The organism is Glutamicibacter sp. 2E12 (genome assembly GCF_050030965.1).
Taxonomy (GTDB): Bacteria; Actinomycetota; Actinomycetes; order Actinomycetales; family Micrococcaceae; genus Glutamicibacter.
The window spans coordinates 2,127,890-2,141,933 of the sequence record NZ_CP188297.1 but is presented as its reverse complement, the minus strand read 5'-3'; the positions used below and the strand labels follow the sequence as shown (position 1 = coordinate 2,141,933).

Sequence of the window (14,044 nt, the reverse complement as noted above, 5' to 3'; positions counted from 1 at the left end):
GACCAGCGAAAGCTGGTCTCCACGGTAAATGCTACTTGTCGCCGTCGGCTGCGAGCTGGCCGCAGGCGCCGTCGATTTCCTTGCCTCGGGTATCACGCAGCGTGGTTGGCACGCCGAGCTCATCGAGGCGGCGAACGAACTTGGATGTGATATCCGGTTCGCTGCGGGTCCAAATGGAGCCCGGCACCGGGTTCAGCGGAATCGGGTTCACGTGCACCCAGCCGCGGCCGCGCGCGTTCAGCTTCTTGGCCAGCATTTCTGCACGCCATTCGTGGTCGTTCATGTCCTTGATCAGCGCGTACTCGATGGAGACACGGCGACCGGTCTTCACGTAGTAGTCGTACGCGGCATCCAGTGCCTCGTCGACCTTCCAGCGCGAGTTGACCGGGATCAGCTCGTCGCGCAGCTCGTCATCCGGCGCATGCAGCGACAGCGCGAAGGTGACCTGGACATTCTCCTCGGTCAGCTTGCGGATCGCCGGAACCAGGCCAACGGTGGAGACGGTGATGCCGCGGGCGGCCATGCCCAAGCCCTCGGGGGCATCGGCGACCATGCGGTGCACGGCGTTCATCACGCGCTTGTAGTTGGCCAGCGGCTCGCCCATGCCCATGAACACGATGTTGCCCACGCGCTCCTCGGGGTGCTGGCGTCCGCCCAGTCCGCCTTCGGCGATCACGCGGTTGGCCTGGACGATCTGGTCCAGGATTTCAGCGGTGGACATGTTGCGGGTCAAGCCCGCCTGGCCGGTGGCGCAGAACGGGCAGTTCATGCCACAGCCGCACTGCGAGGAAATGCACAGGGTGATGCGGCCCGGATAGCGCATCAGCACGGACTCGACCAGCGAGCCGTCGAACAGGCGCCAGAGGAACTTGATGGTCTTGCCATCATCGGTTTCCAGGCGCTTGACCTCGGTGAGCAGCTTCGGGAACATGGCCTCGGCCAGTTCCGCACGGCGCTCCTTGGGAAGATCGCTCATCTTCTCCGGGTCGGTGGTGTAGTGCTGGAAGTAGTGCACGGAGAGCTGCTTGGCGCGGAAGGCCGGCAGTCCCAGTTCCTTCAGCTTGGCCTGGCGCTCGGCCAGGGACAGGTCAGCCAGGTGCGTTGGCGGCTGGGAGACACGGCGCTTGGTGGCGAACTGCAGCTCTGGACGACCATCGGCACCCATCTCCTGCTTCCAGCCTTCGGCGGTTGGAACGACCTGGGCGCGGCCTTCGGCTTCGGCTCGGGACTTGGAGATGCGCATCTGCTGGGCGCGCTGGGCCGCGGCCTGCTCATTGCGCAGTGCCTTGCGTTCTTCGGCGGAAAGTGGGGTGGAATCGATGGAAGTCATTGCTACCTATTGTTTCATGTATCCGCGAGTATTTGGCGGTGAGTTTGGGCACGCAAAAACAGTGCCGCACCGCCAATCTACCGGCGGCGCGGCACAGCTGCATTCGGGTGTTCAGTACTTGAAGGATTCCTTCAGGTGGCCGAGGTTGCCCACGGCACCGGCAAGGTCCATGTCCCCCAGATGCCCGCTGGTGGCAGAGGCCGGTCGGTCTTTGCTCCAGTGCCGGAATCCATCCTGGTGCTCGCGGGTGACCACCGCATCACCGGTGCCGGCCATGACCGCCTCCAGCTGGAAGGTTTCGCCCCAGAGGGGCTCGCCATGGTCGGTTTCACCCAGGTAAACCCTGACTTCTCCGCTGACCGAGCCGTTGGCGAGCTGCTTCTCGATGTGCACTTCCAGCGCATCGCCGTACATTCCCACAGCGCCCAGCGTCTCGCAACCGCTGTCCGGATCCCATGACGGCATTTCTCCTGCTGGGCAGTCGAAGTTCACCACTGTCGCATCCCCTGAGCCGGTTGTGCGTGCGAAGAAGCTGATCAGGTGCGAGTTGCCGGCAAAACCGTCGAGGGTTCCGACATGGGCTACCTCGCCCATGAGCCAGGTGGTGTCGGTCTTTTCCGGGGGTGCCGCCGAAGCGGGGACAAGCGCGTTCAGCGCCAAAATCGCGGTGCCTGCGGCGCACAGCACTGCACCAGTCTTTTTCTTCATGATGATGGGTCCTTTCCGCTTCGCATGCCTCGATGCACGCGCAAGTGATGCCGTCCAGTGTGCGACCACCACTCCGGTTAATTCAATAGATAGACATAAGAGTTATCCGGACGCAATGCACGCTGGCCGGCAGCGGGTCTGGCCGTGCTGTTGCGCTCCGGCCCTCATATGCACTCTCACCGCATCTGGGCGCCATCCGGATAGATGCTCCGTTCGCAACCAGTCATCGAAACGTTGCCCTTTCGTCACGCAACGGGAACCGAACGCTGCCCGCGACCGGTCATCGTGAAGTCTCGCGCCACCTTCCCCTGCAACCAGGCACTGGAGGCCAGCCGGGACATCGCCGAATCCCGCAGCGGGACAGCCCAGCGCGGCAGGGCACGACCCAACAGCATGTTCACCTGCGCACGACGGGCCGCACTGCGCGCTGCCCCGAGCCGGCGATTATCCAGTGCTCCCATGGGCGCCCTGGCAGCGATGAGGTGCGCCACCGCCTGCGCATCAGCCAGCCCCAAGCTCAGCCCCTGCCCGCCGATCGGGCTGATCTGGTGGGCCGCATCGCCCAGCAGCACCACGCGCCCATGGACCATCGAGGGCACCATCCGGGTGGCAGTGCCGAAGTTGCTGGTCATCGTGCAGGCCTCGGCGTCAAGAAGGTATCCGGTGCGATCCAAGATGGTCTGGGCCAGCATGCCCGGCGAATCATCGACCTGCATTTGCTCGATGCGCACCACCCAGCGCCGCCGCGCACCGGGCAGCGGGAAGGACTCGACAATCCCCTGCTGATGCAGGAAAAGCGCGGCAGTGTGCGCCAGCCCAGTGGTCTCCGGGAAGTCCCCCATCAGGTAGCGGTCGCGATGTTCTCTTCCGGCAAAGCCCACCCCGAGATCCGTGCGGACCGCGGAGCGGACCCCGTCAGCTCCGGCCAGCCACCGGGCCCGGTGCACCACGCCGCCAGCGGCAAATTCCACGGCTTGCTCCGATTGCCCGAGTACCTGCTCGAAAGCGCAGTCCATCATCAATGACCCCGGTGCCAGCTGTTCCAAGCGCTCGCGCAGCAATTGCTCGGTGTCCTGCTGCGGCAAGGACAGCACATAGGGGTATCGGCCGCCAATAGTGGAGAAATCCATCGAAGCGATGCTCCGCCCGCGCGAGATCCCCAGTCCGCCGCGGATTTGCACACCGCTGCGCTGCACCGCCGGTCCCACGCCGAGCCGCGCCAGAACCTCTTGCGCTGGAGGATGCAGGCCGATAGCGCGCGAGTGGGCTACCGGTTCGCTGCGCTGCTCGAAAACCCGAACGGCATGCCCACTTTGGGCGAGCTCTATGGCCAGGGCCAGGCCCACCGGCCCGGCGCCGATGATCGCGGCGTCATCCATGGCCGCCAGCTTCCCAGAGCAGCAGGTTGCGGTAGGGCCGCTGCGTGCGCACCTCCCAACCAGAGCGGAGCAATGGCCCCAGTTCCCCCGGCACGAAGCTGCGCCGAATGGAGGTCAGGCCATCGCGCCGGATCAGCGAACTGCCTGCCAGCGGCAGGGTCGCCAGCCCGAACAGGCCCAGCGCCACCGGGGAACGCCGGATATCGCTGTGCAACCCGATCCCGGTGCACAATTGCTCGGTCTCGTCCTGCAACTGGCGCAGCTGGTCCGTACCCAGGTGGTGCAGCAGGTGATTGGAGAGCACCAAGTCGAACTGCTCGCCGTCGGCCGCTAGCCGGGTGCTGGTTGTTTCCCGGAATTCGAGTACCCCGCGCGGCAACGTGCAGCGTTGCAGCGCTTGCCGGGCGTAGGAGATGGCCCGGGGATCCGGGTCGATACCGCACACTGCCACCTCGAACCCGTCGGCGAGCGCCCAGCGCGCCAGATTCGCCGCAATGTCTCCTCCCCCGCTACCTACGTCCAGAATCCTGGCCCGGACCCGGCGCGCCAGCAACGGGCGGATGTACTGCACGTAATTGCCCCGCCAGCCGGCTACTACCCGGTTGACCAGAGGGAACTGGGCGTAGGTGCGGCGCAGCAGCGCCGGGTCGCAATCCGGGCGGTCCATTTCCTCGATGGCTTCCGCTGCCCGGGCCAGCCGGAGCATTATCCTTGCCGGCATATGGTGAACAGCCCGGATTCCACCGTCAGCCCCGGACCGAATGCCATGGAGCAGACCCTTTCGCCCTCGTCCGTAGCGGCCGCTTCCAGGATTTCCTTGAGCACGAATAGCACCGTGGCGCTGGACATGTTCCCGTAGCGATCCAGGATCGCGCGGGCTGGCACCAGCTGCTGGTCATCCAGGCCCAGCCGGTTTTGCACCCGGTCCAGGATGGCCCGGCCCCCGGGATGCAGACCCCAGTGCCTAATCCGGTCCACGGAGAGTTCCGGGTCGGCATCCTTGGCCAAGAGCGGCTGCAGCGCCCCGGCGATGTGCTCGTCGATGATGTGCGGAACGTAGGTGCCCAGCACCATCTCGAATCCGTGGTCGCCGATATTCCAGGCCATGGCCTCCTCGCCCACCGGGGTGAGCACGGTTTCGAAGCCGTCCATTTCCAGCAGCCCGCTGCCCTGCGCCGAGACGATCACCGCAGCGGCCCCGTCGGCGAAGATGGCCGAGCCCATGATGGTGTCCGGGTCATTGGAGCTGTGCACATGCAAGGTGCACAGCTCGGCGCAGACCACCAGCACGGTGGCTTGCGGATCGGCCAGGCAGAAGTCGCGGGCCGCGCGCAGGGCTGGGAACGCCGCGTAGCATCCCATGAAACCAAGGTGGTGGCGCACCGTGCTCGGCGCCAGCCCCAGTGCCCGTACGATCTGGTAGTCCGGACCCGGGTTGTAGAACCCGGTGCAGGAGACGGTAATGACGTGGGTGATATCTTCCGGGGCAAGGTCCGGGCAGGCGTCGAGAGCCTTTTTCGCGGCGTTCGTGAACAGCGCGCTGGCCTGTTTCGCATAGATGCCGTTGCGTTCGGCGGTGCTCGGGGAGAGCAGCCGGCCTTCAACCCGGTCGTAGAACAGCGGAGTTTCGGGTTCGGGCAGGGAGAGGTCGAATTCATCGACACAGCTGTACCTGGTGCTGATCGCGGCGGAGTTGAACGAGGTGGCGATGAGCCGTTCACCCAGCCGGCTCAGGTTCGGCTGGCTGGCAAAGACATCGCGGATCTCTTCCTGGGCCAGGGTCGTCGCGGGAACTGCGGTTTGAATCGTGCGGATCTTCACTGACATGACCCGAGCCTAGGACCGATGCGGGGGAAGGTAAACAGCTTTGGCGAATTACCAGCAATAGCCCGGGTATTCTGTTCCGCCGTGCGCGTGGATTATCTATCCCCTGCGAAGAATATGATTATTGTTATTAACATCAGATTCAATCGATCACGCATGAAGAGGTCAGCTTGGCAAAGGCATCAGTTCATTCCCTGGAGGGTATCCGCCGAACCATCCTTGATGGCTTCTGGTCCCCCGGTGACCGCCTTCAGCCGACCACTTTGGCAGAACAGTTCGAGACCAGCACCACCGTGATCCGCGAATCGCTGACACGGCTAGCGGGGGAAAACCTGGTGGTCATCCGCCCAAACCGCGGTTTCTTCGTGCCGGATCTGAACCTGCGCGAACTGGCGGATATCACCGAACTGCGGTGTTCCACCGAGGCACTGGCCGCCCGCTTGGCGGTGGAGCGCGGAGATGTCGCGTGGGAATCGAACTTGATCGCAGCCCACCACAAGCTTTCGCGCACTCCGCGGCGTTTGCCGGAGGAACCTGGCACCGTCAACCCCGCATGGTCCGAGGCGCACCGCGAATTCCACCATGCATTGCTGGTACCGTGCGATTGCCAGCCGATGCTCAAGCTCTCTGCCGACCTTTCGAACTTCACCGAGCTGTACCGCCGCTGGGCTGCCCCGTCGAAGGCCGCAGGCAAGCGCAACGTTGAAAAGGAGCACCAGGAAATCCTGGATGCCGCCTTGGATCGTAATGCAGCCCTGCTCGGTGAACTGCTCAATAGCCATTACCGTTCCACTATCCAGGTGGTCATGGATGCGGGATTGAGCACCCTGCGCTGAATCATCGCGCAGTAGTCTTTCCTTTCGAGCGCCGTCCAGCTATTTTTTGCCAGGCGCGGGCGGAATGACGCGCTGGGTAACGATGGCGGCGTTCATCGCTGCTACTGCCCGTTGCGCGGAGTCGGCTGCTGGTGAATCCTGTGCGAGTTCCGCAATCCGGGACTGCGCTTGGCTTCCCGTCATGGGTGCGAGCTCTTCTTCCAGCACATCGTTCACCAGGCCTATCGCCTGCAAGATCGCGAGCACGGTGGTGTCGCTGGTTCCCGGGATCTTCTGCCCGTGCAGGGCGCCCTGCAAATCGGTCCGGATCTGGCGCTGGATCTGTTGGTTGATGATGCGGACCCGCTGTTTGCCCAAGCCCAGCAGTGTGCGTTCACCGTATTCGATGATCCCGCCCTTGGCCAAGGAATCGGTCAGCGAGCGGGCATCGCACAAGGAATTGATCTTCACCGCTTCGTCGAGGCTCAGATTGCCTCTCTTTTCCAGCTTTTCCAATGGCGCGGCGAGAACTGGATCCGGGCAAGGGCCGGCACCGATGAGTTGGATCTGCCGCTGCTGATCCTCGCTCAGCGCCACACGCCCAGCGATCATCAAGTCGGTGATGATGGCAGCATTCATGCCGTATCCCGTAGCTGATACAACTGTCTCCGGCTTTTCGGAGTCATCGGCCATTAGCAAGTAGAGCTTTTCTGCAATCAACATATTTTCAGGCTACCGGCCCGCAGAGGCGAAATTCTTCAGCCTTCCGACGGATATTCAGGCTCGGCCGCCCTAGGCCGCGGACTTCTTCGCCTTGGCTACTTCGGAAGGCGAATGGGTGGTGCGGGGTTCGGAACGGTCCTGGGTCATCGCCGACGTCGTGCGGATGAATACCGAGATCCAGCTGAACATGATGGCCACGACCGAAAGCTCGAAACCGGTCAGGTTGTAGTACGACCATTCGGTCCACAGCTGGAAGGCCGCCCAGATCGCGCCAATGGCTGCGTAGGAGAGCATATGGAATACCGCAGGGTAGCCAGGCAGCAGCACGATGGTGCCCAGCAGCAAGAAGATCATGGCCGCCGAGACCAGTTGCACGAATGCCGAATGCACTTCCATCGACAGATCGAAGGGGACCAGGCCAATGCCGATAATGCCGACCGAGACAATCAGCAGGCACCAGCGCACGAGCCGCGGCCGGGGACGCACCATTCGTGCAATCCTGTACCTTTCCAGCGCCGGGCGGCAACGGTAGGACTGGGCCAGGCGGACCAGGTCGCGGGTCAGGAATTCGGTGAAGGCCGCCAGCACCAAGCCGGAAATCACCAGCGTGAGGTTGAAGGTCCAGAACGAGCCCATGCCGGCCTGCGTGGTTCCCAGCGAAGAGAACATGCTCTGCCACCAGCCCTGGTCTTCGGCCAGCAGCATGCTGATCAGCACCCCGGCGCTCATGAAGATGCCCAGCACCACGGAAAGTGATTCCGCGTTGATGCGCGCGGTTGCTTCCAGGGACAGGTAGGCGGAGATGCCCGTGGCGACGCTGACTGCCAGCGCGCCTGCAAGCACATCCAGATGCAGCCCGTAGAAGGCCTGCTGGAACAAATGGAAGACCACCAGCAGGATCATGACCGAACTGGCTACGTGCACCAATACGAGACCCAGGGCCGTGACGATCTGGCGCCATTTGGGAATCTTCTTCAGCCACGGTTCCCGTGCTCTCAGCATCGAACGGAAAGCATAGGCGCTGCTGGTTCCGGCCGAGACAGCACCGCAAACGGCGGAGACGATGCCCACGGACAGATCGCCAAAGAGCGGCGGACGCTCGCCGGCGAAGATAATGAGCCCCACAACCAACCCGAATAGGGAACAGAACAGGCCGGCCCACAGGGCACGGCGCTCAATGTCTAGCTCGCTGACTCGTTTGCTGAGAGTTACATCGGGATATTGGGAATGCACGGAGTACATTCTCTCATTTTCATTGAAAAACGTGTACCGCCCGCGGCGCCGCCGCGCACTGCGCAGCAGCGCACTGCGCTAGTTGGAGGCCAAGTCGACCAAGCCGCTGGCCATCAGGCTCACGGCACCGCCGAAGGCAATCAGTATCACGAATGCGCGACTGAATTTTTGCGGGATCCTCGGAGCCAGGTAATTGCCCAGCAAGATGCCCAGCACCATCGCGCCAAGGCAAGCACCCCACTGCTGCCAATCCAGCTGTGGCATGCCGCCCTTGGCGGCCAGGGACGTCAGCGACAGCACCAGGAAGTAGAGCTGCACGGAGATGGCGAATTGCGCCTGCGGCCAGCGGCTGGCCACGGCGTATCCCGCGATGGCCGGGCCGGAGACACCGGCGGTCACTGACATGAATCCGGAAACTGCCCCGGCGCCGATGGCCAATCCCTTGCTTTGGGCCAGCGCGAGATTTCGAATCATGAAACTCGAAACCAGTGCCAGGATCACCATGAACGATATGCCGATGGAAAGCCATGGACCCTCCAGCGAGTTCGCCAGCCAAGCTCCGGGAACGGTCATGAGCATGGCCGGTATGAGCATGAAGGCGACCTTCCGGTACTCGACCTGACGGAAGACCTGCGCAAAGATCAGCAAACTGCTGCAGGCGCCGAGCAGGTTGACCAGCATGACCCCCTCATGGGGTCCCAAGACCATGACCAGGAAGGGCGAGGAGACCAGCGCGAACCCCATTCCGGAGATTCGTTGCGTGGAGGCGCCCACGAAAACTGCAGCTGCCAAGCCGATTACCGCCGCTAGTTGCACGCTTTGCTCCACGTTGCCTCCGCTTTCCCGATCGCCATCCTCTATTACGTTAGTCCACGGCCAATGAGTCAATTGAATGGAGCCCGCTTCAGTTGGAGTTTTACGCTGTAGAGGTGAGCAATGACGTAGATTTCATGATTATCGGCGGCGGCGCGATGGGCTCGGCGGCCGCGTGGTCCCTGGCCTCTGGCGGGCACGAGGTCCTGCTGCTGGAACGCTTTGCTCCGGGCCATCTGGAGGGCGCCTCGCACGGAGCAACCCGCAACTTCAATCCTGCCTACACCGAACCGGAGTATCTTCGCCTGCTGCAGCGTTCCGACGCTTTGTGGGATTCGCTTTCCGAGCAAGCCGGCACCCGGCTGCTGGAGCGCACCGGATTGGTCAATCACGGAATCGTTGCCGAACAACGGGGAATGCACCAGGTCCTCGCCCACGCAGGATTCGGCAGCGAGCTGCTGAGCATCGCTGCGGCAGAAGAGCGTTTCGCGGGAATGAAGTTCGAGACCGAAGTCCTGCATATCCCCGCCGGCGGCCAGATCAATGCCGATCTTGCGGTGGCTTCGCTGCAGAAGCTGGCCGTAGCGCACGGAGCTGCCGTGGAATACGGGCACCGGGTGACCGCTCTGCAGGTGCTTGCCGATGACCGTGTCGAGGTGCAAGTCCAGCACCAGGGCACCATGTCGGCTATCCGGGCTCGCCATGCCATCGTCACCGCGGGGGCTTGGACCGCGCAGCTGCTGGGCGATGCGTTCAAGCTTCCTGCCATCCACGTCACCGAAGAGCACCCGGTGCATTTCGCGCAGAAGGACCTGCCGGCGCACTGGCCGGGGTTCAACCACACCCTGGATCCGGCGCGGGATATCGGATCACGCGTCTTCGGTCCCATCTACGGCATGCGCACCCCGGGGGAAGGCATCAAGGTGGGCTGGCATGGTTCCGGACGGATCATCGATCCGGAGCACCGGCCGCACCAGGCCAGCGACGAACAGCTGCGCGCGCTGCAGGACTACGCGGCACGCTGGCTTCCGGGAGCGGATCCCTCGCGCTACGAAACGGTGTCCTGCACCTACGCCAACACCGCAGACGAGCACTTCATCCTCGATTCGCTGGGGCCGGTCACCGTCGGCGCGGGATTCAGCGGGCACGGCTTCAAATTCGTGCCCGCCATCGGCGAATACCTGGCCGACCTGGCCCTGGGCCGGCGCGCGGCCGAACCCCTGTTCTCCGCAACCCGCACGGCGGCGAAACCGGTCTTCCTGGAACGCCGCCGCGCGGTCGGCCTGGGCTAGGGGCCTATCCCCGTTCCGCGGCGGGCTGCTGCTGGGTGATGCAGTGGATGCCGCCTCCGCGGGCGAACAGCTCGCGCGCATCCACGCTGGCCACTTCCCGTCCTGGATAGGCCGCAGCTAGGATGCTCGCGGCCTGGTGGTCATTGGGATCATCGAAGCTGCAGGCGATGACCCCGCCGTTGGTCACCAGGTGGTTGATATAGGAATAGTCCACCCAGCTTTCGGCATCGCGCAGCACGGTCGGCGCCGGCACGGCAATGAGCTCCAGCGTCCGTCCCTGCGCGTCGGTTGATTGCTCCAGCCGTGCGCGCACGGCCTGCGAAATCGCGTGGTCCGGGTGCCGCGGATCCTGCTGGTCGTGGTAGAGCACGACACCGGGCCGGGCGAAGCAGGCGACGATGTCCACGTGGCCGCGCGTGCCGAATTCCTCGTTGTCGCGGCTCAGCCCGCGATCGAGCCAAATGGTCTTCCGGGTTCCGAGCAGCCGGGCGAACTCGTCCTCGATGTCCATCTCGGTCTTGCCCGGGTTGCGCCCCGGATCCAGCTGGACGCTGCGCGTGGCCAGTACCGTTCCCTCGCCGTCCACGTGGATCCCGCCACCCTCATTGGTGATCGACGCCCGTATCTCTTCTGCGCCGGCAAGGCGCGCGACATGGCCCGCCACCAGGCGGTCCTTGTCCCAGGATGCCCAGCTCTGCGCGCCCCAGCCGTTGAAGTTCCAGTTCACCGCCTTGAGCTGGCCCTGTGCGGTACGCACGAAGCTCGGGCCGGAATCGCGCATCCAGGCATCGTCCAGCGGGTGCAGGCAGTAGCTGACCGCATCGCCCAGATGGCGCCGGGCCTCGGCTTCGCTGGCCGGGTCCACCACCATTGTGACTGGGGTGAAGGCGCTGACTGCCCGGGCCACGGCGCTCCAGGCGGCACGGGCAGCTTCGGCCTGCGCTTCGGTTTCACCCAGCGTGTAGCCGCCGGAGGGAAATGCCATGAAGATGCGCTCATGGGCTTCGGTTTCGGCCGGCATGCGCAACTCAGGCATGGGACTGCATCCGTTCTCCCAGCTGCGCGTCTTCGCGCGGCGCAGCCAGCACCGAGTAGGTATCGGGCCGGCGGGTGCGCAGGAACGGGAAGAGCTCCAGCCAGTCGCGGCGGGCGTCCAGGTCCAAGGTGGCCACGAGCACCGCTGAGGCATCGCGCGGGGCGCGGGCCAGGATGCGGCCGTAGGGGTCCGAGATGAATGACGATCCGTAGAAGTCCAGCGCCCCCTCGTCGCCCCAGCGGTTAGGGACAACCATGAACAGCCCGTTGGCAATGCCGTTGCCGATGATGGTCTGGCGCCACAGCGGCTCGGTGTCGAAGTCCGGGTGGTCCGGTTCGGAACCGATTGCGGTGGGATAGGCCAGCAGGTCCGCTCCGGCTAGCGAATAGATGCGCGGCGGCTCGCTGAACCATTCGTCCCAGCACGTGGGCAGGCCCATGGCCAGGTCCCCGAGCGCCTCGATGCGGTGCAGCGGGTAGGGCTCGTCGTTGGGCCCTTCGCGGAAGTACTTGTCCTCGTAGTAGCCGGCGGTCCGCGGAATATGCAGCTTGTTGGTCAGCGCGACGATCCGGCCCTCCGGGGAAAGAACCACTGCGGTGTTCAATCCCAACCCGTCGGCGGCCGGAGCCTTGCGGAACAGCGAGATGTGCACGTGCAGGTTGTACTTGGCGGCCATCTCGCGGGCGAAGGCCACGGTCGGCCCGTTCTCCAGATCCTCGGCGGTCTCGTCCGCGGCGTCGGCGTCCGGGATCTCGAAGGCCGGGTATTTCCCCAGGGTCAGTTCCGGAAGGAAGACGATGCGCGCGCCATGCTTGGCCGCGCGGGCAATGCCGTCCTCCAGTTCGCCGCGCAGTTCCCGCGGGTCTTCGCGCCAGCGGTGCTGCACCAGCGCAATGGTGATCTCGCCGCGCGACTTGGCTTCGGCACGCGCCGGGGAAACGGGTGGTTCTAGGGCCAGGATCTCTTGCATTGGGCTCCCCTTCAGATATTAAACGAATGGTATTCGTTTAAAGATTAGGTCCAGCAAAGGCCTCGGCGCAAGGGATTTAACGAATGACTTTCGTTTATTTGTGTAAGCTCTACCCAGAACCTTCAACAACGGGAGAATTCATGGCCAGGCCTTCCAAGCCGAAGCTCAGCACCGCCGCAATCGCCGATGCCGCACTCAAGCTCGTCGACGCCCATGGCGAGTTCACGCTTCCGCAATTGGCCAAGGCCCTCTCGGTCTCCGCTTCGTCCCTGTACAACCACGTGGCCGGCAAGGATGAGATCATCGAGCTGATGAGAGGCCGGGCCATGTCGGCGATCAGCCTGCCCGATAACGCTTCCAGCGACTGGCAGGAGATCGTACGGCAAATTGCCACGTCCTACTGGGAGTCGTATTCAAGGCACCCACGGTTGATCCCGCTGCTCACCAGCCACACAGTCCGCGACAGCACCACGCTGCGCGTCTACGATGCACTGGCCGAGGCCTTCGCTATGGCCGGGTTCGAACCGAAGCGGCGGCTGCAGGTCATCACGATCGTCGACTCCTTTGTGCTCGGATCCGCCTTGGACGCTGCGGCACCTGCACTTGTCTGGGAGCCTAATGCCGAGTCATCACGTTATTTCAAAGAAGCGTTGGATGCCGACCTGCCCGATAGCAGCCGTCCCCGGGCAACCTTCGAGCTGGGGCTCTCAATGCTGCTGGCTGCCTTCGGCCAGCAGTCGTCGGACCGCGCGAACGACGCGGAAGACGGTCAATCGCGGCAGCGTTGAGCGCTGCGCTCTAGGAACAGCTGAAGTCCCTGGCAAGCAGTAGCCCGGGATGGTAGACGATCGTACGCGTAGGCGAGGTGGCCAGCGGGGCGCTCCATCCGATATTGCTCCCGTTTTCGTTGACCTCATTGCTATCGGTGGTGTAAACCGCCAGCAGCTTCAGCTCCATCGTCTGGGCACCTCCCGTCGTGATCAGTCCCAGCAGATTCAGCCCCGGCCCATAGGCTGCAGAGGTCGCTCCGGATGCCAGGTTCGTGTATCCGAAGGTGGTGGCACCGGTCTGCAGCCTGAGCACCAGACGGGCTCCGGGCGGCAGCTGCTGCGCTGGCCACGAAACAGTGGCAGTGGTCAGGACCAGGCCGGACTCGGCGCAGGCCAGCGAACCCGTCGCCGGCGGCAACGTGCTTGCCCGGATGGCGGACGATGCAGTGGCGGTACCAATGAAGGCCGCCTGGGTCACTTCGGCTTTCGGCCCGTGCAGGGCAATCGTGCCCAGCAATGCTGCCGCAGTGAGCGCGGCGATCAACCGGAAGAAGCGCGAGGGTCTTTTGGCTGCCTGTGCTTTTGCCGGTACTTGCTCTGATGACTGACGGAGAACCCCGGTGCCCCCTGTCCGAGGCTGTCCGCCGTTGGAATTCCGGCCATTGCGGCGGAAGGCAATGAAGAACACATACGCGCACAGCAGGCCGCCGAGGAAATACGCCCAAGGCTGGCTGAGCCAGGTAATCGCATAGCCCAGCCCGGGGACGCTGAAAAGCAATCGGTCCACCTGCTCCACCCGGTAGGCTTCCAAATCGGGAACTGGATTGGCATCACCCTTGAGGACCAGCCCCGCGTCCGTCTTTTCGACAACCCGGTGCGTCACCCGCACTTCGTCACTGATCACCACCGAAACCACGTCGCCCACGGCGACGTCCTCTACCGTGGTCGGAACAGCCAGCCCCAGGGAACCGGTGGGGATGCCCGGTCCCATTGATCCCGAGGCGAAAACCAGGGGCTTGATCCCGAAAGCCAACGCCAGCACCGCCATGACCAGGCACAGGGTCCCGGCCGCGGCGCAGGCGTTCAGCACGAGGCCCTGGAACAGCGTCAGCGAAGATCCTGTGCGGGGTCCAGTTCGATTCAACTTCATC

At 64.0% G+C, this 14,044-nt stretch carries 14 protein-coding genes; 3 read left to right on the top strand and 11 right to left on the bottom strand.

The annotated features are described in order from the left end of the window. Positions 1-31 precede the first annotated feature (31 nt). From rlmN to ACP3TE_RS10085, 5 genes are all read right to left on the bottom strand, one after another. Positions 32-1,243 (bottom strand): 23S rRNA (adenine(2503)-C(2))-methyltransferase RlmN, encoded by a 1,212-nt coding sequence (gene rlmN / locus ACP3TE_RS10105; RefSeq protein ID WP_166650787.1) that lies wholly within the window; start codon positions 1,241-1,243, stop codon positions 32-34. A 198-nt stretch (positions 1,244-1,441) separates the two neighbouring features. Continuing rightward, positions 1,442-2,038, bottom strand: a complete 597-nt coding sequence (locus ACP3TE_RS10100; protein WP_426733431.1) for a hypothetical protein — start codon at positions 2,036-2,038, stop codon at positions 1,442-1,444. 245 nt (positions 2,039-2,283) lie between these two features. Then, on the bottom strand, positions 2,284-3,417 hold the full coding sequence (locus tag ACP3TE_RS10095; protein ID WP_133834136.1) for an FAD-dependent oxidoreductase: 1,134 nt from the start codon (positions 3,415-3,417) through the stop codon (positions 2,284-2,286). Further along, positions 3,410-4,123, bottom strand: coding sequence for a methyltransferase domain-containing protein (locus tag ACP3TE_RS10090; protein ID WP_133834137.1), 714 nt, complete (start codon positions 4,121-4,123; stop codon positions 3,410-3,412). The genes ACP3TE_RS10095 and ACP3TE_RS10090 overlap by 8 nt, the downstream gene beginning before the upstream one ends. Further along, on the bottom strand, positions 4,123-5,244 hold the full coding sequence (locus tag ACP3TE_RS10085) for a type III polyketide synthase (RefSeq protein WP_332499257.1): 1,122 nt from the start codon (positions 5,242-5,244) through the stop codon (positions 4,123-4,125). The genes ACP3TE_RS10090 and ACP3TE_RS10085 overlap by 1 nt, the downstream gene beginning before the upstream one ends. A 167-nt stretch (positions 5,245-5,411) precedes the next feature. Here ACP3TE_RS10085 and ACP3TE_RS10080 point away from each other — a divergent pair, with 167 nt between their 5' ends. Then, positions 5,412-6,077: a GntR family transcriptional regulator gene (locus ACP3TE_RS10080; protein ID WP_105656154.1), complete on the top strand. Its 666-nt coding sequence runs from the start codon at positions 5,412-5,414 to the stop codon at positions 6,075-6,077. Positions 6,078-6,116: 39 nt separating this feature from the next. Here the strand turns inward: ACP3TE_RS10080 and ACP3TE_RS10075 are convergent, their stop codons facing one another. From ACP3TE_RS10075 to ACP3TE_RS10065, 3 genes are all read right to left on the bottom strand, one after another. Next, the gene (locus ACP3TE_RS10075) at positions 6,117-6,779 is read right to left on the bottom strand and encodes a GOLPH3/VPS74 family protein (protein ID WP_133834139.1); all 663 of its coding nucleotides are present in this window, start codon (positions 6,777-6,779) and stop codon (positions 6,117-6,119) included. A 69-nt stretch (positions 6,780-6,848) separates the two neighbouring features. Continuing rightward, positions 6,849-8,012, bottom strand: a complete 1,164-nt coding sequence (locus tag ACP3TE_RS10070; RefSeq protein WP_332489078.1) for a hypothetical protein — start codon at positions 8,010-8,012, stop codon at positions 6,849-6,851. A 78-nt stretch (positions 8,013-8,090) separates the two neighbouring features. Continuing rightward, positions 8,091-8,828, bottom strand: coding sequence for a sulfite exporter TauE/SafE family protein (locus tag ACP3TE_RS10065; RefSeq protein ID WP_133834141.1), 738 nt, complete (start codon positions 8,826-8,828; stop codon positions 8,091-8,093). Between the two features lie 113 nt (positions 8,829-8,941). Between ACP3TE_RS10065 and ACP3TE_RS10060 the strand changes: the two genes are divergently transcribed. Next, the gene (locus ACP3TE_RS10060; RefSeq protein ID WP_332489077.1) at positions 8,942-10,117 is read left to right on the top strand and encodes an FAD-dependent oxidoreductase; all 1,176 of its coding nucleotides are present in this window, start codon (positions 8,942-8,944) and stop codon (positions 10,115-10,117) included. Between the two features lie 4 nt (positions 10,118-10,121). Here ACP3TE_RS10060 and ACP3TE_RS10055 read toward each other — a convergent pair whose 3' ends face one another. Together ACP3TE_RS10055 and ACP3TE_RS10050 are read right to left on the bottom strand one after the other, a co-directional pair. Continuing rightward, positions 10,122-11,153, bottom strand: a complete 1,032-nt coding sequence (locus tag ACP3TE_RS10055; RefSeq protein ID WP_332499264.1) for an agmatine deiminase family protein — start codon at positions 11,151-11,153, stop codon at positions 10,122-10,124. Continuing rightward, complete coding sequence (locus tag ACP3TE_RS10050; RefSeq protein WP_133834143.1) at positions 11,146-12,123, bottom strand: nitrilase-related carbon-nitrogen hydrolase; 978 nt, start codon at positions 12,121-12,123, stop codon at positions 11,146-11,148. The genes ACP3TE_RS10055 and ACP3TE_RS10050 overlap by 8 nt, the downstream gene beginning before the upstream one ends. A gap of 140 nt (positions 12,124-12,263) precedes the next feature. On the opposite strand from ACP3TE_RS10050, the gene ACP3TE_RS10045 reads away from it, so the two are divergent. Next, positions 12,264-12,911, top strand: coding sequence for a TetR/AcrR family transcriptional regulator (locus ACP3TE_RS10045; protein ID WP_332489075.1), 648 nt, complete (start codon positions 12,264-12,266; stop codon positions 12,909-12,911). A 10-nt stretch (positions 12,912-12,921) separates the two neighbouring features. Here the strand turns inward: ACP3TE_RS10045 and ACP3TE_RS10040 are convergent, their stop codons facing one another. Further along, positions 12,922-14,043 (bottom strand): signal peptidase I, encoded by a 1,122-nt coding sequence (locus tag ACP3TE_RS10040; RefSeq protein WP_426733427.1) that lies wholly within the window; start codon positions 14,041-14,043, stop codon positions 12,922-12,924. Between the last annotated feature and the right edge of the window lies 1 nt (position 14,044).